Source organism: Gilliamella sp. LMG 34359 (assembly GCF_984569085.1).
The window spans coordinates 1089729-1115396 of record NZ_OZ474906.1 but is presented as its reverse complement, the minus strand read 5'-3'; the positions used below and the strand labels follow the sequence as shown (position 1 = coordinate 1115396).

The following is a 25668-nucleotide window of genomic DNA, read 5'->3' as shown; positions in this document are numbered from 1 at the left end:
TTATCAAATTTTATCAATTAAACTATAAATTTTGTTTACCTAATTTACTTCCGTTACCCTTTTCTGGGGTGTCTGATTTTTTATCACGGCTTAAGAAAGCCACAGCAAATAACATGAAGCCTAAAACAACTAAACCTAAATAATTAAATGTGGTAGCTGCACCTTCAGTATCATAGAAATCACCAACATAGGTAGAGAACAATATCACCCCTACTGAGCCTGCTACTTGATAACCGATTAAAAACACGGTGGCTGATAGACGAGAATTAAAATTATTATCAATATATTTAAACACTGAAACTAAAATAGTTGAGATCTCCAAACAGTGCATCAGTTTTATTACTGAGATAATGACAATGCTTTCCACATGTCCGGTTAAAAATATTCGAGTAGCAGATATAAATGCCGCAAAGATTAATGCATTTTTGGCACCAACTTTATTAACCACAAATGGTACACAAAACATAACTGCTGCTTCTAAAAAGACTTGGAAAGAATTTAAAACACCATATAGACGATAACCATCATTTACATCAGTAAATTGCTGAGTAAAAAAGACTGGGAATAACTGTTGGTCATAAATGTTGTACAAACTATAAGTACCAAGTACATAAACCACAAATATCCAAAACTTTTTAAGACCAAATACTGAGACAATCTCGTTAAAACTTAGTTTATCTTTCTTTTGGAATACAGCTGCCGATGATTTACTTAAATCTGGTTTGAAATTCAGATTTAATACCATAAAACAGACACCAACTACTGAAGCTGCCCAAAAGTTAAGGTGTGGATTAATACTTATCAATATACCTGCAATAAAGGTACCAACGGCATAGGCAATACAGCCCCAAGTTCGGCATTGTCCAAATTCAAAATCAAACGCCCGGCTGATTTTTTCACAATAAGAATCGATTAAGCCCATACCGGCAACCCAACCAAAACCTAAGAAGAAGCTACCAAAAATAACCCCAGCATAAAAATTATGTCGCAATAGTGGTTCATAAACATAAATTAGCGCCGGTGCAGCACAAGTTATAATGATACTTTGAAACCAAATAAGGTGTTTTTTAAGCACAAGTTTGTCTTGATAAACACCATAAATGATCATAATGATCAATGAAATAAAATAGTTAAATGAATAGATGATACCGGTTTGCTTTGCAGTTAAACCAATCTCTTTACTAAGCCATATTGCATAAAAAGAAAAAACAAAACTACCAGCTGCGTAATACATAATGCTATAAAACGAAGCAAACCAATAAGTTGGTTTTTTATAAAATGCACTTGTCATAATTTATCCTATAAAGAGTTAAGTACTGATTGGAGTATGAATAGCTAAAAATTTAGCTTTAACGGCTTTATTAGATAAATGTGATCAACTTCAAAATTATTTTATTTATCTTAAAAAAATATAATTTGTTAACAGCGCAATAATTATAAAAAACAGATAAAAAACAGAAAAATATTATCCCCACCACAATCAAGGAAATAATTCCTTATCTAAAGCCAATTATTTTTTAATATCAAACTAATCATTATTAAAAAAATAACTTATTAAAAGATCCCCCTTTACTAGTTCAATTATTAATAATGATATTTAAACGAATATATTATTTAACCATTTGTAAAAAGAGGTTTTTTATGCCTAAACAGAATAGTCGTGTTCGATTTCATATAGCAATACTTATGCTATTTGCCATAATAATTAATTATTTAGATAGAACTGTAATGTCAGCTGCTGCACCAATTATTGCTACAGATTTAAATATTTCACCTGAAGCGATGGGATGGATAATGTCTGCATTTTTCTTAAGTTATGCTTGTTGCCAAATACCTGCCGGCTTCCTTGCGGATAGATTTGGACAGCGAAAGACGTTAGCCGGTTCGGTAACTTGGTGGTCTTTAGCCACAGGTGCAACAGCATTAGCAACCACACCTATTGGTTTTATTTTTGCTCGAGTATTTATGGGCGTTGGAGAAGCAGCAGCATACCCTTGTAATGGTGGTATAACGGCCAAATGGTTCCCAGATAGAGAAAGAGGACGTGTCACTTCACTATTTGATAGTGGTTCAAGATTTGGCACCGCCTTTGCCATGCCTCTGGTTGTTTGGATCATTGCTTGTTGGGGATGGCATGCGGCATTCTTTATTTGCGGAGGATTAGGACTGATTTGGGTGGTTTGGTGGTTATGTGTCTATCAAGACCCTGAACAACATCCGAAGATTAGTGAAACAGAACTTAAATACATTCGCGATGGACAAGTAAAAAAAGAAGGAATCGACAAAATACAACCAATGAAATGGTATCAATTATTAAAATACCGAAATGTCGTTGCTATGTGTATTGGATTCTTCATGCTTAATTATGCTGTCTATTTTTTCATTACTTGGTTCCCTACTTACTTAATGAAAGAAAGAGGTTTAAGTCTAACAGAAATGGGCTTCCTAGCGATGCTACCTCCGCTATGTGGGATAATTGGCCAATGGGTTGGTGGCTGGCTAACTGATTTTATTTATATAAAAACCAATAATATCAATGTTGCCCGAAAAGTGAATTTAGTTTGTGGCATGCTAGTTGCAACTTCAATCTCACTTGCTGGATTAGTCGACTCGATATCAGTTATGATGATGTTATTATGTATATCTTATATAGGTTTAGCTTTTGCTGGTTCAGCAATCTGGTGTTTACCTGGAGATATTGCACCAAGAAATATGACATCAGTTTTAGGCGGCATTCAAAATACCGTATCAAATTGTGGTGGTATTTTAGGACCAATTGTAACAGGCTACATTATCGGAGCAACAGGTTCATTTATGTATGCTTTAGTTGTTTCTGGCGGCGCTTGTGCAATAGGCGCATTGGTTTATTTATTAGTATTAAAAGATATTAAGCCGATTACCGTAAACGAATCGATTTAATAACATTAGGAAATTAACCATTATGTCTGAAAATTCTACCAAAACTTTTGTGTAGAATTTTCATAAACTCAAATTTTTATATTAAAAAATTATTGAGAAACGTAATATGGGCAGAAGTAAAACATTAAGACAAAATACAATTAATCAATTTATTGATTGCATCAATAACAAAATATTATCTTTTCCTCTTCCTTCTATATCAATTCTTGCTGATGCTTTTAATGTCAGTCGCACGACAATTAGAGCGGTATTAGATTATTTATGTCAAGCCGGAATTTTAGTCTTTGAAGAAGGAGAATATCGTCAACTAAGACAACCAACCTCAGAAGATAAAATTGCATGTGTATTTGAAAAAAGGAATATTCAAGATAAAAAATTTGAGCACTATTTTTACCATTTAATCAATAGTAAAAAAATCCTACCTGGAGATAATTTTAATGAAATCCAATTAGCTAAAGATACCAATGTTAGCCCATTTGTAGTCCGTGAATTTTTATTACGATTTTTACATTATGGACTAATTGATAATGTAAAAAAAGGCGAATGGAAATTAGAAACCTTCGCTAATGACTATGCTGAAAAATTATATGAATTTCGTTGTATATTAGAAGTTTTTGCCCTTAAAACCTTCATGGCTCAACCTGATGATCATATCAACTGGATTAAAGCTAAAGAGTTATTAGAACGACATAAACAACTTCAAACCAATATACAACATGAATACAGACTATTTTCAACGCTTGATCGCGATTTTCACGAACTGATTTTATCTTGTAATAACAACCCTTTTTTCATGCAATCTTTTGATTTAATATCCGTCATATTTCATTTTCATTATCAATGGGATAGTAGTGATTTAAAACAACGAAATAGTATTGCCGTATCTGAACATATTGCAGTGTTAACAGCAATTCTACAAAAAAATGAGCAAGCAGCTACAACAGCATTATGTCGACATCTCAATACTGCTAAAAAGTCAATGCAAGAATCAATTGGAAGAACATCAGCAATAAAAAACAGATAAAAAACAAAAAAGTTATATCTTCAACACGAAACCACTAAAAAAAAACATCGCATAATTTGTCATCTTTTATAGTTCTCTTTACCTACTAATCAATTAGATAAAGAGAACATTATATGAATAAACAATTAAATCGAACCAATTTCCCTGGACCGGTATACCCTGAAAAAATAATTCAATTTGGCGAAGGTAATTTTTTAAGAGCTTTTGTTGATTGGATTATAGATATTCTCAATGAGAAAACCGACTTCAATAGTGGTGTGACGATTGTAAGACCAATTGATACCCATCAACCATCTATCAATGAACAAGACGGCCTTTATACCACCATTATTCGAGGTATCAATGAACAAGGTGAAACGATAGCCACACCAAGAATTATTTATTCTGTTAACCAAGAAATATTGATTTATAAACAATACCAACAATTTTTAAAATCTGCTGAAAATCCCGATTTAGAGTTTATCTTCTCTAACACCACTGAAGCCGGTATATCCTTTAATAATAACGATAAACTAACTGACACACCACCATCATCATTCCCAGCTAAATTAACAGCTTTTTTACATCACCGTTTCCAATTTTTTAAAGGTGAAAAAAACAGAGGATTAATCATCATCCCATGTGAACTTATTGATTATAACGGAGATAAATTAAAAGAATTAATTCTTAAATATGCAAAATTATGGCAACTCAATGATGATTTCATCACTTGGATAAATGAACACAATACGTTTTGTTCAACGCTGGTCGATCGTATCGTCACCGGTTATCCAAAAGACGAAGCGCTACAAATTGCAAATGATCTTGGTTATCAAGATCGTTTTTTAGATACCGGTGAATATTTTCATTTGTTTGTTATCCAAGGTCCAAATTGGTTAAAACAAAAACTGAAATTAGATCAGGTCGATCTCAATATATTAGTCGTTGAAGATATCAAACCATATAAAGAAAGAAAAGTTGGTATTCTAAATGGTGCTCATACCGCCATGGTACCGGTTGCCTATCTTTCTGGTTTACGCACTGTTGGCGAAAGTATGAACGATCCGCAAATTGCAACGTTCATCAAGAATTTACTTAATCAAGAAGTCATACCTACACTATCATTAGATAAAGAAGAGCTAGAAAAATTCGCTGACGAAGTTTTAAAACGATTTAAAAATCCATTTATTAAACATGAATTAATGTCTATTTCATTAAATTCATTAACAAAATTTAAAACCCGCTTATTGCCACAATTATTGACCTATAGTCAAAAATTCAAAAAACCACCAACTTACATTTCATTTTCCTTAGCGGCGCTTATCGCCTTTTACCAAGGCGAATATCAAGGTCAAGTTATTGAACTCACTGATGATGCTCATTTACTCGATAAATTTAAACAGTGGCAACCGCTCTATAAAAATGACTGCAAAGCACTCGTCACTAATATTTTGGGATTAAGTGAGCATTGGGACCGTAATTTAAATGAAATTACTGGGTTAACAGAGTTAGTCACTGAGTATCTCGAGAAGATTTTATCAAGCGATATCAAACTTTATATTCCAAAAAATTAAATTATAGGAGCAAAAAACATGAATAAAATGAAATATATTGTAATTCCTGAACCCGGTAAAGTTGAAGTAAAGGAAATGGATAAACCGGTATTACAACCAGGAGAAGCGATTCTAAAAGTACTCTATGGCGGAATTTGTGGTTCCGATATGGGTACCTATAAAGGAACCTTCCTTTATGCTAGTTATCCTCGTATCCCCGGACATGAATTTTCAGCCGAAGTCGTTGAAGTTGCCGATAACGATTATGGCATAAAACCAGGTATGATTGTTACCGCAAATCCTTACTTCAATTGTGGTAAATGCTATTCATGCCGACGTGGATTTGTTAACTGTTGCACCAGTAATCAGACACTCGGCGCTCAACGTGATGGTATTTTCCGACAATATTATAGTATGCCAATTGAGCGTATTTATGATGGTAAAGGCTTAGATGCTTTAACATTATCAATGATTGAACCTTTCTGCATTAGTTATCACTCAGTTCAACGCACCGCGGTTAAACAAGGCGATAAAGTATTAGTTGTCGGTGCTGGGCCGATCGGTTTGTTTGCTGTCATGGCTGCTGTATTAAAAGGGGCTGAGGTATATGTTAGTGATGTAATGCAATCAAGACTAGACAAAGCGCTATCACTAGGGGCAAAAGGCATTATCAGAACCGATAAGGAAGATTTTGCAGAATGTGTTAAATCAATCACTAATGGCGATGGCTTTGATGTCTGTATTGAGTGTGCAGGGTTACCACAAACATTCCAAAATTGTATCGATGCTGCCGCATACCGAGGTAGAGTTGGCTTAGTAGGCGTGAGTAAACAAAAACTAGACTTTGCCTTTACTCAAATTCAAACCAAAGAATTAGATATATTTGGCTCTCGTAACGCATTGAAAAAAGATTTTGTTGAATTAATTGATTTAGTCCGCTCAGGAAAATGTGACGTCAAAAAAATCATTACCGATGTTTACGAATTAGAAAATGCTGAAAATGCTTTCAAAGAAATGCGGGATGATCCAAGTAATCGATTAAAATCAGTGATAAAAATAAATTAAATACTCTTTTAATCATTTCCGTTACTACTTCATTAGTAACGGAAATGCGTATTTAAAGGAAGAATGAATGAAAAAAACAATTAAAATTAATAACAATGATAATGTTATTATTGCATTAGAAGAATTGTATCCGGGCGATAAAGTAATCTACCAAGACGCGAAGCAGCAGAACGAAGTAACCATATTACAAAATATACCTTTTGGACATAAAGTAGCCATTAAACCAATAACAATTGGTGAAAACATTATCAAATATGGGTTTCCAATTGGCCATGCTACCCAAATTATTCAAGCGGGTGAACATGTTCACACATTTAATATAAAAACCAATCTTGCCGAACTTAATCAATATCAATATCAACCAGTTGATGAAATAATTTCAACTACCTTACCTGATAGAGAGGTTAAAATATATCGAAGAAAAAACCATGATATCGGAATTAGGAACGAATTATGGATTATTCCAACTGTTGGCTGTGTAAATGGTATTGCCAATCAAATACGCAAACAATTTTTGTCTGAAATTCAGCAAGATATTTTACTCAATCAATCATTCTTTGATGGTATTCACTTACTTTCTCATCCTTATGGTTGTTCCCAGTTAGGAACCGACCATCAAGCAACTAAAAAAATATTACAAAACATGGTTAAGCATCCCAATGCCGGCGGGGTGTTAGTAATCGGATTAGGTTGCGAAAATAATCAACTAAATGCTTTTAAAGAGAGTCTGGGTGAATATGATAGTAGCCGAGTAAAATTCATGATTGCCCAAGAAGTTGAAGATGAAATCCAACAAGGGGTCAGTTACTTACATGAGCTATATCAAACTATGAAATCAGATAAACGCGAGACTGGTAAGTTAAGTGAACTCAAATTTGGACTTGAATGCGGTGGTTCCGATGGTTTATCCGGTATCACAGCTAATCCTTTATTAGGAAAATTCTCAGATTATGTTATTTCTCATGGTGGCACTAGCGTACTGACTGAAGTACCCGAAATGTTTGGTGCAGAAACAATATTAATGTCTCATTGTATTGACTCATCAGTCTTTGACAAAACGGTAAGCATGATTAATAATTTCAAACGATATTTCATGTCATATAACCAACCCATTTATGAAAACCCATCCCCTGGTAATAAAGTTGGTGGCATTACAACGCTTGAAGATAAATCACTAGGTTGTACCCAAAAAGCTGGAATGAGTAAAGTTATGGATGTTTTAGAATATGGCGACATGCTTGAAAAATCAGGGCTTAATTTATTATCCGCTCCGGGCAATGATGCAGTGGCAACCGGTGCTTTAGCCGCTTCAGGTTGTCATATGGTACTATTTTCAACCGGTCGCGGTACGCCTTATGGCGGCATAGTTCCTACCGTTAAAATATCGACAAATTCGGCTCTTGCACAAAGAAAAAAACATTGGATAGACTTTGATGCTGGTCAATTAGTCAATGAAATAAAAATGGAGCAATTACTTGATCAATTTATTAATTTAATTGTCGATATAACCAATGGCAAACAGACATGTAACGAAATTAATGAATTTCGTGATTTAACCATTTTCAAAAATGGCGTCACTGAATAGTACTCACAAATAAAAATAAAATAACCGCTGACTCTATGCCGCGGTTATTTTAGCGATCATACTTAAGCTTTCAAGCTAATTAATTTACCATCTTGCTTAACAAAAGATTGATTAACATGAACGTCTTCACTATTTTTAACCAATAGCGGTTCACTGACGATATTATCGATAATTACATTATTAAATAACACGCTCTGGGCGTTCTCAATAAAGAATCCTTTGCCCGCTTCAGGTTTGACATCTTTAAACATATCAACTTCGCCTGGTTGCGCATTTTGTTGCATTGAAACCCGGATATTATCAAAAGAGATATTCGAAATTGGTGATTCGGGAATACCATATAAAAAGCCAGCATAAGCACGTACATTTTTAGCAATAATGTTTGAAAAACTGATGTTATGGCAAGCGGGAGTGGCTTCATTTATTGGCATCGGCTCTTTATTCCAAACAATAGGATCATTCCCTTTCGGACCACAATAGTAGTAATAGTTCATCACAAAAGCAGATAGCACTTCGTCCATAACAATATTACTAAATGTGATATCAGAAATCGTGCCCCCTCGACCTCGGCGAGTTTTGAATCTTACTCCGCGATCAGTTTTTTGGAATACACAATTAGTAATTGTGACATTACGGATGCAACCACTCATTTCACTACCAAGAACCACGGCACCATGCCCATGAATCATATTACAATTAGTAATCAAAATGTTTTCACATGGGCTTTTTTCTGCCGTTTCTTCAGTGCCGGCTTTAATGGCAATACAATCATCGCCAACATCAATATAACAATTTGAAATTCTCACATTACGACAAGATTCAGGGTTAATACCATCGGTATTTGGCGAATCAGCCGGATTAAGAATTGAAATATTATCGACAACGACATTATTTGATTCCATCGGATGGACTGTCCAACTCGGTGATTGGGTTAGAAAGACTTTTTCAATAGTAACTCGTTCACAGAAATCAAAACCAATTAAATAAGGTCGTGGGTATTTAAGATTGCTTCGATCATGACGAAATATATGCCACCATTTTTGACCATTTCCGTCAATCTTACCATTGCCGGTGATAACCACATTTTTGATATTTTGGCCATATATACACGGCATATACACATCTTGCTTAACACCTTCCCAACGAGAATTAACCACCGGATAATCCTTAGCATCATCAGAAAAGAGTAAAGTTGCGCCTTGTTCAATAACCAATGTTAGGTTGCTACAAAGCTTAATTGCTCCAGTAAAATAGGTACCAACAGGAACAATTAGCGTTCCACCACCTAATTGTTCAATATGCCCAATTGCTTTGGCAAAAGCTTGAGTATTGATTGATTTGCCATCACCAATAGCGCCAAAATCTTTTACAGATATAGTCGTCATAAGTTTGTCCCTTCTATATTTACAAACATAAACCTGGTAATTTGGCTCTAATGTTTGCTGTTGTATTGTATAACCGCAGGATCAGCAGCCTGATCCTGATATATATTTTCTTTATTTCGTTGTGCTCTCTTTTTGCTTAAAGCCAATGTTATTATTACCAAAACATTTGTCATAAGCGATGCCTGATAGTTCTTCAACCACTTTTCGGGTTTCAGGAGTAACATCTTCCATTTTGCCACCTTGGCGGATACGGGCAACTTCATTAATAATGATGGAGTGAGTAGCGTGATCAAGCTTCATTCGCCAAGCGAAAAAGGCGCCAATTAATGCCATACCAACTACCCCATACAAAATAATACCATTAATAGCATCAATCGCACTTTGTGGTTGAATATGTGATTTCGATTCAAATCCATAAGCACTTAATATCACACCAAGTACAAAAACAATTGAAGCTCGAACTAATTTACCAGCCATCGTCATTGCGCCTGCATATACCCCTTCACGACGACGATTGGTTACCACTTCATCTACATCAGCAAGGAACACATAGACACTCCAAGGAATATAGTAAACACCACCAGTCCCCAAGCCAAACCAAATAGTAATACCCACTACAATCCAGGTAATATGTGGTAGATTAAAGTAATAAATACCGACATACCCCATCATTGATGAAATAACAATTAATAGTGCGATAATAAATGGTTTTTTAAAGCCTTTTTTAGCACAGTACATCATAAAAAATGCTGTAGAAACCAACTGACAAATACTACTTAATGAATTCATTGAAGCTACAAATGAGCGCGGTTCACCTAAACTAAATACGATGAAATAGGTAAATACCGCGGTAAACAACCATTCAGCACCAAATCCAAATAGATACATGCCCAAATGGGTTCTAAATGTTTTGATACGGAAGGTTGATAATATGTCGATAAAAAGTTTTTTAATAGCTTCAAAAAAGCTATGAACAGATTCATCTTTTACTTCTTCTTTAGGTTTTTCCCAACTATTACAATAGAGTAGAATTAACGCTAACATCATGATAGTGGCATAAGTGATGCCGGTTAATAAAAATGGTGTTGCGGATTCTTTACTGTAAAAATAGAAAAATACCCCCGGTATTGCGGCACCTAAGAAATTAGCTACTTTACCAAACATCGCTTTCGAACCAGTCAAATAAGTACGTTCAGAGAAATTAGCGGTCATTTCTACCGGTAGGGTATTAAATGGGATCATAATACTGGTATAAATAATCTCAAATAAAATATAGGTAACTAAGTAGTACCAAAATCCCATACCATCAATCCATAGCATTGGGTAAATAACCATCAACGGTATACCAATCAAAATAAAAAATCGCCGTCTGCCAAAACGTTGCCCGATTTTAGTTTGATAAAAGTTGTCGGTAATAAAGCCCATCAATGGATTGAGTATGACATCCAAATAAGTAGCGATCGAAAAAATTAATGCTGCTTGCACCACACTTAAACCACAAAAAGTGGTATAAAAATAGAGTAACCAAGCCCCACTAATGGCTAATGCGCCACTACCAATTAAATTACCACTACCGTAGGAGAATCTTACTAACCATGTAATTTTATTCTCTTTTCTTTTGCCCATAAAAGATTCCTATAATTTTTATACAAAAAAAGATCCCTTGCATTAAGTCCCGAAGGACTTAATGACATAGATATTTATTTTTTTATTTTTACTTAGAGAGTTACACCACTTTTTAAAATGGCTAAGTTTCTGAAGTTGTTAATTTCGTTACGTGTTGGTTTGCCATTAGCAACCTGAACGATATACTCAATAAACTCTAACAACAAAGATTGCATTGATACACCCTGTATAAGTTTACCGGCATTGAAATCGATCCAATTGGTTTTCTTATCTGCCAATTGAGTATTGGTTGCAATTTTGACCGTTGGCACAATACCGCCATAAGGCGTTCCTCTGCCTGTCGTGAAGAGTACCATATGACAACCAGCCGCTGATAACGCGCCAGTAGCTACTGCATCATTACCTGGTGCACTTAGTAAGTTCAGTCCATGTTTAGTTAACATTTCACCGTATTTAAGTACATCAATAACTTCACTACCGCCGGCTTTTTGGGTACAACCGAGAGATTTTTCCTCTAACGTTGTAATGCCACCAGCCTTATTACCAGGAGAAGGGTTTTCATAGATAGGTTGATTATTTGCAATAAAATATTGTTTAAAATCATTAATCATATGTACTGTTTTGTCAAAAGTGGACTCATCAATACAATGTGACATTAAAATATTTTCAGCACCAAACATTTCTGGTACTTCAGTAAGCACACTTGTGCCGCCATGAGCAATAACATAATCAGAAAACAGACCAAGCATTGGATTGGCGGTGATCCCAGAAAAACCATCTGAACCACCACACTCTAAGCCAAATTTCAATTCACTTAAACGCCCTACTTCACGTTTATCTTGTTGCATAATGGCATAAAGTTCTCTTAAATGAACCAGCGCTGATTCGACTTCATCACTCTCTTGTTGAGCGATTAAAAATCTAACTCGAGACTCGTCGTACTCTCCTAAATCAGCCTTAAATTCAGAAACCTGATTATTTTCACAACCAAGTCCTATCACCAAAACCGCACCAGCATTAGGATGTTTAACTAAATTTTGTAAAATAGTTTTGGTATTTTGATGATCTTGTCCTAATTGAGAACATCCATAAGGATGTTCAAGTACCGTAATACCGTCAATTGCTAATTGGTTATTTAACTCATCACGAAACTGTTTAACTATTTGTTCTGCAATCCCGTTAATACAAGTTACCGTTGGTATAATCCAGAGTTCATTACGAATACCAACTTCACCATTCTTACGTCGATAAATTTGCACTTCTTTATCAGCTATCTCGTGCAACAACTCATTTTTTGATAAAGTAGGTTGATATTGGTAATCATTAATATCACTTAAATTGGTTTTCAAATTATGCGAATGAATATGCTCACCCGCTTTAATTAAGCGGGTAGCATGGCCTATTGGTAAACCATATTTAATAATATTCTCGTTTTGCTCAATATCGATAAGTGCAAACTTATGCCCTTGTTTAATCGGCTCTTGTAGGTCAATAACCTGCCCATCAACGACGATATTTTTTTCATGTGCTTCTAAATCAGATAATGCCACACCGACATTATCTTTATTATTGATTTTTATATATTTAACCATTAAATCACTCATGTTATTCGCTACCAACAACACATTTTTCAATTGCTTGACGCATCCCCTCTTCGGTTATGACAGTTAAATAGTGTGTTAAAGTTTGTGCTAATTGAGGAATACTTAATAGATCATGCTGCCAATGAGCTGTGTCACCTAATACTACTTTGATTAAATCCTCTAATGAACTTTTGCCTTCAGCAATGGCTGTCCAGCTATTATTAAAACGTTCTAACCAAATTGCATCATCTTGTAATGGATAGTTTTGCCCATTACGTACACCTCGATAAAATGCAATTAATGCCGCAAAAGAGAAGACCAAATGTTTAGGTAACGTCCCTTTCTCTTGCTGATAATTGATTAATTGAGGAAGAATACGGGTTTTAAACTTAGTCATACTGTTTAAGGCAATTGACATCAATTGATGTTCAATAAATGGATTTTTAAAACGACTAATAACAGACTGAGCAAAATCAACCAATTCTTGATGAGGTAAATCTAAAACAGGAATAATTTCCTCAAAAATAGTCTCTTTAATATAAGATAAGATCTGTGGATCATTCATTGATTCACCAACAGTATCAATGCCCGATAAATAAGCAACAGGTACTAAAGCGGTATGGGCACCATTTAAAATGGCCACTTTACGCTCTTTATATGGTTTGATATCGTCAACAATTTTGATATTTATATCGCATTTATCTAGGCATAACTTGTCTGCCAACCATTGAGGTCCTTGAATAACAAACAGATAAAAATATTCCGCTGAATCAATAAAATTATCTTTATAGCCCAATTCAGCTTCAAGTTCAGCAATTTGCGCTTTCGGATAACCTGGTACGATTCTATCAACTAAAGTCGAACAGAATAAATTATCATTTTCAAGCCAGTGTATGAATTTGTCTGACAAGTTCCATTGGTTGGCATATTTCAGTACTAATTTTTTAAGTGCATCGCCGTTATAATCAATTAATTCACAAGGGATAATAATCAAACCACTTTCTTTACTACCCGCAAAGTGAACAAATCTTTCATATAAAAATGCGGTTAATTTAGCTGGATAGCTAGTTGCAGGTTTATCGGTTAATTGGTCACTTTCAACATAACTAATGCCCGCTTCGGTAGTATTTGAAAATATAAACTGAATATTCGGATCTTTAGCTAACTCAAGATATTCATCATATTGAGTATACACATTGATTTCATTATTCACTGAACGAATCAATCTAAACTCTTTCACGGCTTGATTCTGTTCATTTAAACCACGAACCAATGTGGTATACAAACCATCTTGAATACTTAATGATGGCGGAAAATCGGTATTTAACGGTCGAACCACCACAACACCCGCATCAAGATCAGTTTTCTCATTAAGAATATCTAACTGCCAATCTAAAAATGCCCGTAAAAAATTACCTTCGCCAAACTGAACAACACGAGTCGTATATTTTGCACCCGGAAAATCATTTCTGTTTAATGTTTTCATTACTCTAACTCTTCTTTAATTAATCTAATTACAACGACTTAATGCTCTTAGCTTAGTTCAATGCCAAAATAGTTTTTAGCATTATCAAAACTAATATTTTTAACCATTTGACCTAATAATTGGATATCACGTGGTGCTTCACCATCTTCAACCCAACGTCCAATCATGCGACATAAAATACGTCTGAAATATTCATGGCGAGTATAAGATAAAAAGCTACGGCTATCTGTTAACATACCGACAAAACGACTTAATAAGCCAAGTTGGGCAAGCTGTGTCATTTGACGAATCATGCCGTCTTTTTGATCGTTAAACCACCAACCAGAACCAAATTGCATTTTTCCTTGAATACCTGCACCTTGGAAGTTACCAATCATAGTACCTAGGATTTCATTATCAGAAGGATTTAAACAATATAAAATCGTTTTAGGTAGCGCATCTTGTTTTGCTTGGGCATCTAATAATCGAGAAAGTGGCTGCGCAATCGGTGAATCATTAATAGAATCGAACCCTACATCTGGCCCCATTAAATTAAACATTCTTGAATTATTATTACGCAATGCGCCGATATGATATTGTTGAACCCATTGACGTTTGTGATATTCAACACCTAAGAAAATAAGTACTGCCGTTTTAAATTGAGCAACTTCTTTAGCGGTTAAAACCTCACCAGATAAACGTTTAGTTAAAATGGTATCCAACTCTTTTTCAGAGGCTTCTTCATAAACAACGGTATCTAATGCATGGTCAGAAATCTTACAACCATGAGCAGCAAAATGGTCCATTCGTTTAGATAATGTCTGACAAAGCGCTTGGAAGTTAGAAATTTCCACATCGGCTACCGCAGAAAGTTTTTCCATATATTGGCCAAAAAATTCCGAATCGATATTAAATGCTTTATCTGGACGCCAGCTTGGTAAAACTTTAACCTCAAATGAACTATCTTCGGCAATAGTTTTATGATGAGCTAAATCATCAATAGGATCATCGGTGGTACCGGCCATTTTAACATTCATTTTTTTCATAATGCTACGAGCTGAAAACTCTGGAGTGGCAAGCATCTCATTACAAGTATTCCAAATTTGCTCTGCTGTAGCTGGTGATAATAAAACATTATCAATTCCAAAAGGACGACGCAGTTCTAAATGAGTCCAATGATATAAAGGATTACCAATGGTGTGAGGAACAGTTTCCGCCCAAGCCTTGAATTTGTCTAAATCACTCACATCAGTACCAGTACAGAATTTTTCAGCAACACCATTGGTACGCATTGCACGCCATTTATAATGATCACCCTTTAACCAGATGTCATACAGATTTTTAAATTGATAATCTTTAGCAATCTGTTCTGGTGGTAAGTGACAGTGATAATCAAAAATCGGCTGATCAGCAGCAAAATCATGATAAAGCTGACGAGAAAATTCAGTATCTAGTAAAAAGTTTTCAGTTAAAAAACTCATTTTATTCTCCATAAATAGTAGTTAACTATTAAAGATTACAGGAGTATATACTCCTATAATCTAATTAATTTATTAATTATTTTTGATCTGCTGCGGGTTCTTTTAAGATTGTCCAAACCGCTAACGCAGCTAATAGATCTAAACAAGATAAAATCACAAATAGCGGACTAAATCCAACAGTATCTGCAAGTGCTCCAACAATAAGGGCAAAAATAGTACTTGCTAACCATGCCGCCATACCGGTGAACCCATTTGCGGTTGCAACTTCATTACGGCCAAATACATCAGAAGATAAAGTAATTAATGCGCCGGATAATGCTTGATGAGCAAAACCACCAATACAGAATAAAAAGATTGCAACATAAGGGCTTGAGAATAAACCTATCAGACCAGGGGCAATCATAAGAACACCACCAACTGTCACTACCATTTTTCTTGAATTAATTAAGCTTACATTAAAATGTTTTTGGAAGAATGGTGACATATAACCACCTAGGACGCAGCCAACATCAGCAAAAAGCATCGGCATCCAAGCAAAAATAGCGATTTGTTTTAAATCAAAGCCATAAGCGGTGAACATAAATAATGGAATCCAAGCATTAAAAGTCCCCCAGGCAGGTTCGGCTAAAAATCTTGGTAAAGCGATCCCCCAAAAACGTCGACTTGTTAAAATTTTACTCGTTGGTAATTTTTCAGTATTTGATGTCTGATGACTCGCTTCTTGACCAGATAAGATATATTTTCTCTCTTCTTCAGAAAGGCGTTTCTGTTTTGTTGGATGGCGATAAAGAATTAACCAAAAAATTCCCCAAATAAAACTTAATAAACCACATAGAATAAATGCCCATTGCCAGCTATGGAACCATATTGCCCAAGCAACTAATGGCGGTGCAATCATTGCCCCCACTGACGAACCTAAATTAAACCAACCAACCGCAATCGATCTTTCTTTAGCAGGAAACCATTCACTGGTTGCTTTGAGTCCAGCCGGAATCATTGCCGCTTCGGTTGCCCCTACCGCACCTCGAGCAAAAGCCAGTCCGATCCAACTACCGGAAAATGCAGTACTTACACAAAATACTGACCATAGAATAGCAAACACTGCATACCCCATTCTTGTGCCTAACAAGTCTAGAACATATCCGGCAATTGGTTGCATAATGGTATAACAAGCTGAGTATGCTGCTACCACATATGAATATTGTTGAGTTGTTAACCCCATCACTTCATTTAAAACTGGGGCGGCTACCGCGATTGAATTGCGAGTAAGGTAACCAAGTATTGTCCCTACGGTGACTAATGCTATCATATACCATCGCAGGTTTTTTATCGTTTTGTACATCTTTAATTGCTCCTAAATATATATAGATATTTTGGCGTATAATAACATGCCTGACAACTAAAAAAGTTGACATACATCACAAAAATCTTCTATACCCATAATAATTAAAGGGATATTTTTTAGCCAAATAAAGTTAGCTGACAAAAAACTTTATTAAAAAAATGCAGGAATATTATTTAATTTGAAGCAATTAGATGTTATTTTAAAAGTCTGAAAAAAACTTAAAGGACTTATACAAAATTCATCATGACTGAACAACAGAACGAATATCAAAGACTTTACCAAGTTATCGCCACAGAACTTAAAAACCGAATTATTGACGGCATTTATCCGGTAGGAAGTAAACTACCATCTGAAAGATTGATTTGTGAAGAATTAAAAGTAAGCCGTTCAGTTGTCAGAGAAGCCATCATCATGCTAGAAGTTGAAGGCTATGTTGATGCAAGAAAAGGCTCGGGGATTCATGTTATCGCCAATAGTTTACAACCAAATGTCCTAACCGCTTCACAAGGGCTAAATTTCTCAACTACAGGACCATTTGAATTATTACAGGCCCGTCAACTTATTGAAAGTAATATTGCCGAATTTGCAGCAACACAAATCACTAAAGACGACATCGTCAAATTATTAGAAATTCAGCATAATGCTAAAAAAGAAGATCATTATCGGGATTCAGATTGGGATCTAAAATTCCATACGCAAATTGCCATGATCACCCGCAATACCGCTTTAATTACCATCGTTCAAGAAGCTTGGCAACAACGAACATTGAACCCTATGTGGAAAAAACTACATGAACATGTACAACAACAAGACATTGAAAGTTGGTGGCAAGAACATGATAAAATATTAGAAGCGCTCATTAATCGCGATCCTAAAGCGGCCAAACTAGCTATGTGGCAACATTTAGAAAATACCAAAAAAATGTTATTTGATGCCGCAAGTGAAGATTTTGAGACCAAACGGGATCACTATCTATTTTCTGATAATCCTGTGATAAGTATTAATGAAAAATTAAGTTAAGTCAATTTATAACCTATTGATAATCATCACGTTATAATTAACGTCAGGATAATAGATAACATAATTTGTCATTAATACATGACAAAACTGTAGCTTAGGTTATAGCCAGTTAGCTGATTATGACGTTTAAATATTCATCTATTTACTTTTAATGTGAGTAAACAGAAATGTGGCGTTTTTTAAACTAAAAAAATTTAAATATCATCATAATTTTTTATATTAACTTATTGGAAAGATTTTTTAACATCATTGATCGCAACACAAATAATAATGTCGAAGATAAATATTTAAAACAACTTCATGATAATTTAACAAATATTAATGATAGTAGATAAGAAATAAAATGATGATAAAATACCCGCATTAAAATATAAAAAACATTCACTTCCGTGAGATAGTCGCGCTTATGAAGCACAATAATGAGTATAAGAATGATAAAGAAAAGAACCGGATTATTAGATATTGCTAAACAAGTTGGAGTAAGTAAAGCAACAGTAAGTCGTTATTTGAATACGCCTGATCTGGTATCACCCTCATTACAAAAACGCATTTCAACAGTTATAGAAACCCTAGGATATTTACCCAATAAAGTCCCCAATATGTTATCCCATGCAAAAAGCCACGCAATAGGTGTCATTTTGCCGTCAGTAACTAATCAAATCTTCACCGAAGTTTTACAAGGTATCGAAACAATTACTGACCAAAATAATTATCAAGTCATGATAGCCCATACAGGACGTCACAAAGATAAAGAAGAGATGAGACTACGTTCGCTACTGTCTTATAATATTGATGGTTTAATTCTCACGGAACGAAATCATTCCCCCGCATCTCTGAAAATGATCCAATTAGCCAACATCCCCGTGGTTGAAATAATGGACTGTATTAGCCCTTGTATTGATATGGCGGTTGGCTATGATAATTTTAAAGCCTCAAAAAATATGGTTGAACGTATGATAAAAACCAACAAAAAAAATATTGTCTATTTAAGTAGTCAATTAAATGAAAGAGGCACTTTACGTAAAGATGGTTACGAAGCGGCAATGGCTGAACATAATTTAGAGACCTTTACTATCTTATCAAATGAGATCACTTCTTATACACTTGGCGAACAATTACTCACTCAAGTATTGAATGAATACCCGCAAGTTGATGGCATATTTTGCAGCAATGATAGTCTTGCTTTAGGGGTACTTTTTGCCTGCCAACGACGTAATATTGCTATTCCTCAACAAATCGCCATAGCCGGTTTTCATGGATATGATATCGGACAATCAGTAAATCCCAAACTATCATCAGTTTTAACACCGAAGTTCGAAATGGGAAAAATTGCCGCGGAAATATTACTCAAACGGTTAAATGGAAAACTCATATCCTCTAATGTAGTTGAACTTCCTGTCCAATATATTGAAGGAGAGAGCATAACTAACTATCACGGTTAATCACTGATGATTATTAACTATTTTTAATTAGAAATATCTAGACAGATATAATAGGTATATTACAAAAATTAACCAACATGCCCCTATAACCATCATCAAAATAGGTTTGCATGAACCAATAACACTAAGTTTTACAAAACGCCAAAAACTGATTACTTGTGCATAGCAGAAAATAGATCACAATCAAAGTAATCACTAAAAATAGATTCAAGAAAACAGATCTTCTTAAAAAATTAGGCTAATAATTGCGTTAACTAAGCCTTAATATAAAAGTTATTTAAATTTGATCTATTTTTATACTTTTTTTAAAAATGTGATCTCGCCAACAGATTTTACTTTTCCAATTTAATATACTCGAAAAATATAAATAACTAATGAAACCGGTTTCTTTGCAAAAGAAACCGGTTTCATTGGAAATTTCAAGGAATTTCCAGCAGTTATTTTTTTAAAACCAAAATTAAATTAACTCGATCTAGAGATGAATAGGAGCACTACCAATGGCAGTAGTTTTAACCACCGCTAGAGCATTTGCAACATGCGATGCGGCCAAAAAAGTTTTAGAAGATGCCGGACACGAGATCCGCATTGTTACTCCAGATAAACCATTAAAAGCTGAAGAATTAATACCTTTAGTAAAAGATATTGATGCGCTTATAGCTGGTTTAGATTTTATAACTTCTGACGTGATTAATGCCGCAGCAAATTTAAAAATCATTGCCCGAAACGGGGTCGGTTATGATCGTGTAGATTTAATCGCCGCAAAAAAAAATAACATAGTGGTTACCGTCACGCCAGGTACAAACAGTTTATCGGTTTGTGAACTTGCCTTTTCCTTTATTACCGGATTGGCGCGTAAAATCCATGTTATGGACACAAGTGTCTGTTCTGGCTCATGGAAAAGAGAAGATGGTGTTGAATTAAGTGGTAAAACTATTGCCATTTTCGGAACAGGCTCTATTGGTCGAAACCTTGCCATCCGCTGTTCGGCATTTGGTATGAAGGTTATTGCATATGATCTCTATCCAAATGTAGAACTTCAAGAGAAATATGGTGTGACATATTATGACTCTATGACACCGTTATTCGAATTAGCAGATTTTATCTCCCTACATCTTCCGGCAACCGAACAAACTCGAGGAATGATCAACCAAGAAAACATCAGCAAAATGAAAAAAGGTGTTTACATCATTAATACCGCGCGTGGAGATTTAATTAATAATGATGATCTCTATGATGCTTTAACCAGTGGTTATGTCGGCGGTGTTGGCCTAGACACCTTCACTGAAGAACCTTTCACCGATTCTCGATTTTTTAATCATAAAAATGTCATTTTAACACCACATACAGGGGCATTTACCCAAGATGCCATTGTAAAAACATTAGTTATGGCAGCGCAAGACGTTGTCAGAGTACTTAACGGCAATAAACCATTACATTCAGTAAATCAGTAAAGATTAACCATGAAAAGTCAATATATTCAATATTGATGATTTTGGTATAAGACAAATAAAATTTTATTCATTATTAGAGGTTAATAACATGAAAAATTGGAAAAAATCAGCAGAAGCAGTTTTATCTTTAGGGCCAGTAGTTCCGGTAATTGTAATTGAAGATATTAATGATGCCGTGCCATTAGCAAAAGCACTTATTGCCGGAGGGGTAAAAGTGTTAGAAGTGACTTTACGTACTGCATGCGGGCTTGAGGCAATTAAAAAGATTATTGCTGAAGTTCCTGAAGCTGTAGTAGGCGCAGGAACGGTCACCTCGGTTGAACAACTTAAAGAAGTCACGAAAGCGGGGGTTGAGTTTATTATCACACCAGGATTAACGCCGGCTATTCTAAAAGCAGCTGTTGAAGGTCCGGTACCGGTAATTCCGGGTATAGCAACTATTGGCGAATTGATGACAGCTAAAGAAGCGGGATTAACGGCATTTAAATTTTTCCCGGCAGAAATAAATGGCGGTATAGCAGCACTTAAAGCATTTGCAGGTCCAATTCCAGATGCAAAATTTTGCCCAACAGGCGGAATTAATCTAAACAACTACCGAGATTATCTATCACTTAAAAATGTAATTTGTGTTGGTGGTTCTTGGTTTGTGCCAACTGATTTTATTCGCGAAGGAAATTTCTTAGGAATAACTACATTGGCTAAAGAGGCGGTAGAAGGTGCCCAAAAATTGGCCGGCCAGCATAAATAACTACATAAATAAATACATGAATAACTAAATGAATAAATTTTAGTTATCAAGTCATGTGATGTGTTTTTTATTAACTTATCACAATAAATATTTAAACAATGGAATAAATATATGCATGTAACTTTTCTTCAAGCATTACTAGTTGCTATTTGGATAGCACTAGTTATGTCAAGAGCCTTTCTTGGCGGTGCGACAACTACACTCAGATTTTCACCTATGATGACTGGTTTAGTAGTGGGTATAGTATTTAATGATGTTCATAATGCCATGATAGCCACAGCTGCTATCCAGTTAATTTATATGGGAGTTTTTTCACCGGGGGGGCAAATGCCATCCGAGCCTGCAATTGCAACGGCAATAGCTGTACCTGTGACACTGCTCGGTAACATGTCGCCGGAAACTGCTGTTGGCGTTGCGGTACCTGTCGGTCTATTGGGATCTTACTTATATCAATTAAGATTTTTCGTAAATACATTTGCTATGCAACGATTCACTGACAAATTTGCAGCCAAAGGTAGTAGTACCGGATTAACTTTCTCAATTATTGGTATTCCGATTATCATTGCTTTCATTATCTTTATACCATTTATGTTTACTGCTTTATATTATGGCGCCCCATTTATTGCAGATTTAATCAAAACAAATTCAAGTAGTTTTATATTCCATATCCTTAACGTTATTGGCGGAGGTTTAGCCGCTGTAGGTATAGCTGTAACTGTCTATGTTATCGGTAAACGTAGTTATATTATTTTCTTCCTATTAGCCTATTTTGTTGCTGTTATTGCCAAACCACTAAGTATAACTATGGTCACCTATGCGATTCTTGGTGCCATTATTGCTTTCATTTTTGTTCTAGCTAAATCTGAAACCTTTAATGCGATTAAAGATAATTTAGGTTCTGGTAGTCCAGGAGCAGGGTTTAATCAAGACGAAGATGATTATTAATAGTATCAGATTAATAAGCAAATTTTTAAAAGGTATATACTATGACAGAAATTCAACAAAAAAGTATCGATTTAAAACCTGAAGAGATCACCCAAAAAGATGTCGTGATTGCATGGTTAAGATTTTATTATGCTAACGAAATTCCACATGCGTTTGATCGCTATATTGCCGCTTCACTATTGTGGGCATTAATGCCAATTCTTAAAAAACTTTATAAAGATAAAAATGATTTAATAGCTGCTTATCAAAGACATTTATTATTTTTTAACACCCAGTTAGCTTGGGGTGGCGGTACTATCACCGGTATCATGGCTTCGCTCGAATCTGTCCGCGCTAACGATACTTATGAGGGAAAACCACTTAGTATTGATGATAATTTATTATATAACACTAAAGCTGGATTAATGGGCGCATTAGCCGGCATCGGTGACTCCATAGATTCAGGCACTATGCAATATATATTTATTGCAATCGCCCTACCATGGGCGCAAGAAGGCATGGCAATAGGTGCTTTATTCCCATTCATTGCATTTTCGCTGTATCAAATAATGATTGGTTATTACTTCAGTCAATTAGGTTTCAAACTTGGTAGAAACGCAGCAACTGAAGTGGTGGGTAACAGTATGCAGATGCTAATTGAAGGGTTATCTATTCTAGGATTATTCATGATGGGGATTTTGGCCGCAAACTATATTAAAGTCACCTCAAGCCTCTCTTTTGAACTCTCTGGCAAAAACTTCGTTATCCAAGAAACACTAGATAAGATCCTCCCGGGAATTTTACCGTTAGTTGTTGTTAGTGGGTTATATCTCTATTTTGCGAAAAAAGGACTGAAAGTTACCAATGCTTTAATTGGCCTCACGGTAATTTTAGGTGTGCTAGCCGCAATAGGGATTTTGTAATTTAACTTATTATATAAAGGAAGAAGCTTAATTATGGGTAAAGTTGTTTTAGCTCGTGTTGATAGTCGGTTAATTCATGGACAAGTTGCGACCAATGTTTCAAAGTCAGTTGGTGCAAATGCTCTCTTTGTTGCTGATGATGTATCTGCACATGATGAATTTACTAAAAATATTATTTTGGGTGCAGCATCACGTACCGGTTACAAAATCCGCGTATTAAAAGAAGATGGTGCAATAAGATATTGGCAGGATAGGCAATATGACGATTTTAATGTCATGCTAATTACTAAAAGTATTGAAGTTATGCATAAAATTATTAAAGGTGGTGTGCCGGTGGAAAATCTCAATCTTGGCGGAATTCCACAGTCACCGGGAACTACACCTGTGATTAGTCAAGTTGCCATAACCAAAGCGCAATTAGATCTATTAGTGGATTTACAAACTCGTTACCCTAACATGAATATTTTTTTCCAAGCAACGCCTTCACTAAAAAAAGTAACTTTAGCTGAAGCCGTTAAACTATTTTCCTAAGTAAGAGGAAGTTAACATGATTGGAATCTTATTAATAAGTCATGGAAAAATGGCTGAGGGAATAAAAGATAGTGTTGAGATGATTGTTGGTCAAGCTGAGCAGTTTGAAACATTAGCATTAATTCCCGGGCAAGACATTGAAGAATTGAAAACTAATATCCGAAAAAAAACTGAGCAGTTAAATTCTGGTAATGGTGTGATTATTTTAGTCGATTTGTATGGTGCCTCACCACACAATGCTTCAATGGCATGCATTCCAGAATGGGAAAAACAAGGTATGAATATACGGGTGATCTCGGGTATGAATTTACCAATGACGATAACCGCAGTTTGTAATCGTGATTTCTCAACAATATCGGATCTCACCTTAGCGATTATTGAAGCTGGTCAACAAGATATTAGAGATGTCATTTCAGAACTTCAAGCTTCAAAAAAAGTTATAAGTAATGACGATTATTAATAAATGAAATAAATTAGGGAATTACTAATAATGACTGATAGTGATAAAACGGCTATCAGTCATTCATATAGTTTTCTAATTGAGTGATATAAGTGCCTATGAACAGTTTAAAAGATTTAATATTTCGCTACTGCGTTTTATTTGGCAAACGGTTTTCATATAGAGAAAAAATAGCTTTTTTAAGAGTTATCTCTAAAGAGTTAATCCAGCTAGGTTATTATGTTGATGCAAAAATAGCTAAATTACAATTAGCTAAAAAAAAGTATGAAAATTACTATAATGCTTATATTGGCGATTTAGATAGTGCAGATGTGATTGTTTGTACCTATTATGATACTGGCGTCAATTACTTTAATTTGACTAAAATTTTTGCTTTTGAACAACGTTTCAATAAGCGACGCTACTTTGGGGGACTAATCCCAGTATTCATGCTATTGGCTATCGCAATAAGCCTGAACCTATTTATCTTTCTTCCCAATATTAAAGCATCAGGAATTTATAGTATATCGGGCGCACTAGCGGCCATCGTTACCCTATCTGCCTTCTATATTATTTTGAAATTTAAAAATGGTATTTCCAATAAAAAGAATTTTGTCTGTAATACTTCAAGTATTTTGGTCATGTTAAACACAATAAATAAAATGAATAAATACCAAAAAAAGAGAGTTGCCTTTGTGCTATATGACGGCGGATGTTCAAATCAATATGGTCTTAAAATGATTGAACATTATTCCGATAAGCTAAAAAAGAAGAAGTTTATTTTTCTCGATAGTTTAGGCAATAGCGAATCGTTATTATTTTTTAAACCAAAATCCTTTGAGTTTGCTGCCGAACATATTAATTTTTTAGACGGTAAACTTGAAACAACACTAAAAAAATACTTAATGATTACAGCCGGAGCCCTAAACGAATACAATCAAGTTCAGATAAATAATGCGCATTCACGAGGTGACAATATCTTAGCGGATAGCATTATTGAAAAGCATTCGAAATCGCTACATTCATTATTAACGCTATTAATAACCCCTGAAAAAAGCAAAAACCTAACCGATAAAGTTATCTTGGATAAGTAGTTATGTTGGAGATGCAATTATGTTGGAAATATAGTTATGTTGGAGATGTCGCTAACTTAAGACATCTCCACAATCTTTGTTAACTA

21 protein-coding genes are annotated in these 25668 nt (G+C 35.0%); 14 read left to right on the top strand and 7 right to left on the bottom strand.

Annotated features, from left to right (window positions below):
* Positions 1 to 22: 22 nt before the first annotated feature.
* A complete protein-coding gene (locus tag AC5LXV_RS05170; RefSeq protein WP_493467549.1) occupies positions 23 to 1291 on the bottom strand; it encodes an oligosaccharide MFS transporter in 1269 nt (422 codons plus the stop codon).
* 350 nt (positions 1292 to 1641) lie between these two features.
* Between AC5LXV_RS05170 and AC5LXV_RS05165 the strand changes: the two genes are divergently transcribed.
* From AC5LXV_RS05165 to AC5LXV_RS05145, 5 genes are all read left to right on the top strand, one after another.
* Entirely contained in the window at positions 1642 to 2919 is a 1278-nt protein-coding gene (locus AC5LXV_RS05165; protein WP_034883319.1) for an MFS transporter, read from the top strand.
* 106 nt (positions 2920 to 3025) lie between these two features.
* Complete coding sequence (locus tag AC5LXV_RS05160) at positions 3026 to 3943, top strand: GntR family transcriptional regulator (RefSeq protein ID WP_110434414.1); 918 nt, start codon at positions 3026 to 3028, stop codon at positions 3941 to 3943.
* A gap of 113 nt (positions 3944 to 4056) precedes the next feature.
* A complete protein-coding gene (locus AC5LXV_RS05155) occupies positions 4057 to 5496 on the top strand; it encodes a tagaturonate reductase (protein ID WP_493467548.1) in 1440 nt (479 codons plus the stop codon).
* Between the two features lie 27 nt (positions 5497 to 5523).
* Positions 5524 to 6540, top strand: coding sequence for a zinc-binding alcohol dehydrogenase family protein (locus tag AC5LXV_RS05150; protein WP_034883984.1), 1017 nt, complete (start codon positions 5524 to 5526; stop codon positions 6538 to 6540).
* A gap of 67 nt (positions 6541 to 6607) precedes the next feature.
* Positions 6608 to 8125 carry a UxaA family hydrolase gene (locus AC5LXV_RS05145; RefSeq protein WP_493467547.1) on the top strand — a complete coding sequence of 506 codons (1518 nt, stop codon included), beginning with the start codon at positions 6608 to 6610 and terminating at the stop codon, positions 8123 to 8125.
* A 62-nt stretch (positions 8126 to 8187) separates the two neighbouring features.
* Here the strand turns inward: AC5LXV_RS05145 and AC5LXV_RS05140 are convergent, their stop codons facing one another.
* From AC5LXV_RS05140 to AC5LXV_RS05115, 6 genes are all read right to left on the bottom strand, one after another.
* Complete coding sequence (locus AC5LXV_RS05140) at positions 8188 to 9510, bottom strand: glycoside hydrolase family 28 protein (protein ID WP_493467546.1); 1323 nt, start codon at positions 9508 to 9510, stop codon at positions 8188 to 8190.
* A gap of 111 nt (positions 9511 to 9621) precedes the next feature.
* The gene (locus tag AC5LXV_RS05135; protein ID WP_110434418.1) at positions 9622 to 11136 is read right to left on the bottom strand and encodes an MFS transporter; all 1515 of its coding nucleotides are present in this window, start codon (positions 11134 to 11136) and stop codon (positions 9622 to 9624) included.
* A 92-nt stretch (positions 11137 to 11228) separates the two neighbouring features.
* A complete protein-coding gene (locus tag AC5LXV_RS05130) occupies positions 11229 to 12728 on the bottom strand; it encodes a UxaA family hydrolase (protein WP_493451897.1) in 1500 nt (499 codons plus the stop codon).
* A 13-nt stretch (positions 12729 to 12741) separates the two neighbouring features.
* A complete protein-coding gene (locus tag AC5LXV_RS05125) occupies positions 12742 to 14205 on the bottom strand; it encodes a tagaturonate reductase (RefSeq protein ID WP_493467545.1) in 1464 nt (487 codons plus the stop codon).
* Between the two features lie 47 nt (positions 14206 to 14252).
* Entirely contained in the window at positions 14253 to 15665 is a 1413-nt protein-coding gene (uxaC, locus tag AC5LXV_RS05120; RefSeq protein ID WP_493467544.1) for a glucuronate isomerase, read from the bottom strand.
* Between the two features lie 76 nt (positions 15666 to 15741).
* Positions 15742 to 17007, bottom strand: a complete 1266-nt coding sequence (locus AC5LXV_RS05115) for an MFS transporter (RefSeq protein ID WP_110424178.1) — start codon at positions 17005 to 17007, stop codon at positions 15742 to 15744.
* Between the two features lie 246 nt (positions 17008 to 17253).
* Between AC5LXV_RS05115 and exuR the strand changes: the two genes are divergently transcribed.
* From exuR to AC5LXV_RS05070, 9 genes are all read left to right on the top strand, one after another.
* Positions 17254 to 18030, top strand: a complete 777-nt coding sequence (gene exuR, locus AC5LXV_RS05110; RefSeq protein WP_110424179.1) for a transcriptional regulator ExuR — start codon at positions 17254 to 17256, stop codon at positions 18028 to 18030.
* Positions 18031 to 18461: 431 nt separating this feature from the next.
* On the top strand, positions 18462 to 19472 hold the full coding sequence (locus AC5LXV_RS05105) for a substrate-binding domain-containing protein (RefSeq protein ID WP_493467543.1): 1011 nt from the start codon (positions 18462 to 18464) through the stop codon (positions 19470 to 19472).
* 497 nt (positions 19473 to 19969) lie between these two features.
* The gene (locus tag AC5LXV_RS05100; protein WP_110424181.1) at positions 19970 to 20923 is read left to right on the top strand and encodes a phosphoglycerate dehydrogenase; all 954 of its coding nucleotides are present in this window, start codon (positions 19970 to 19972) and stop codon (positions 20921 to 20923) included.
* Positions 20924 to 21011: 88 nt separating this feature from the next.
* Positions 21012 to 21671: a bifunctional 4-hydroxy-2-oxoglutarate aldolase/2-dehydro-3-deoxy-phosphogluconate aldolase gene (locus AC5LXV_RS05095; RefSeq protein ID WP_493467542.1), complete on the top strand. Its 660-nt coding sequence runs from the start codon at positions 21012 to 21014 to the stop codon at positions 21669 to 21671.
* A gap of 111 nt (positions 21672 to 21782) precedes the next feature.
* Positions 21783 to 22616: a PTS mannose/fructose/sorbose/N-acetylgalactosamine transporter subunit IIC gene (locus tag AC5LXV_RS05090; protein WP_110434423.1), complete on the top strand. Its 834-nt coding sequence runs from the start codon at positions 21783 to 21785 to the stop codon at positions 22614 to 22616.
* A 41-nt stretch (positions 22617 to 22657) separates the two neighbouring features.
* Positions 22658 to 23518 (top strand): PTS system mannose/fructose/sorbose family transporter subunit IID, encoded by an 861-nt coding sequence (locus AC5LXV_RS05085; protein ID WP_110434424.1) that lies wholly within the window; start codon positions 22658 to 22660, stop codon positions 23516 to 23518.
* 33 nt (positions 23519 to 23551) lie between these two features.
* Positions 23552 to 24049 carry a PTS sugar transporter subunit IIB gene (locus AC5LXV_RS05080; protein ID WP_493467541.1) on the top strand — a complete coding sequence of 166 codons (498 nt, stop codon included), beginning with the start codon at positions 23552 to 23554 and terminating at the stop codon, positions 24047 to 24049.
* A 16-nt stretch (positions 24050 to 24065) separates the two neighbouring features.
* Positions 24066 to 24509, top strand: coding sequence for a PTS sugar transporter subunit IIA (locus tag AC5LXV_RS05075; protein WP_493467540.1), 444 nt, complete (start codon positions 24066 to 24068; stop codon positions 24507 to 24509).
* 98 nt (positions 24510 to 24607) lie between these two features.
* Positions 24608 to 25582 (top strand): hypothetical protein, encoded by a 975-nt coding sequence (locus AC5LXV_RS05070; RefSeq protein WP_110424187.1) that lies wholly within the window; start codon positions 24608 to 24610, stop codon positions 25580 to 25582.
* Positions 25583 to 25668: the final 86 nt, after the last annotated feature.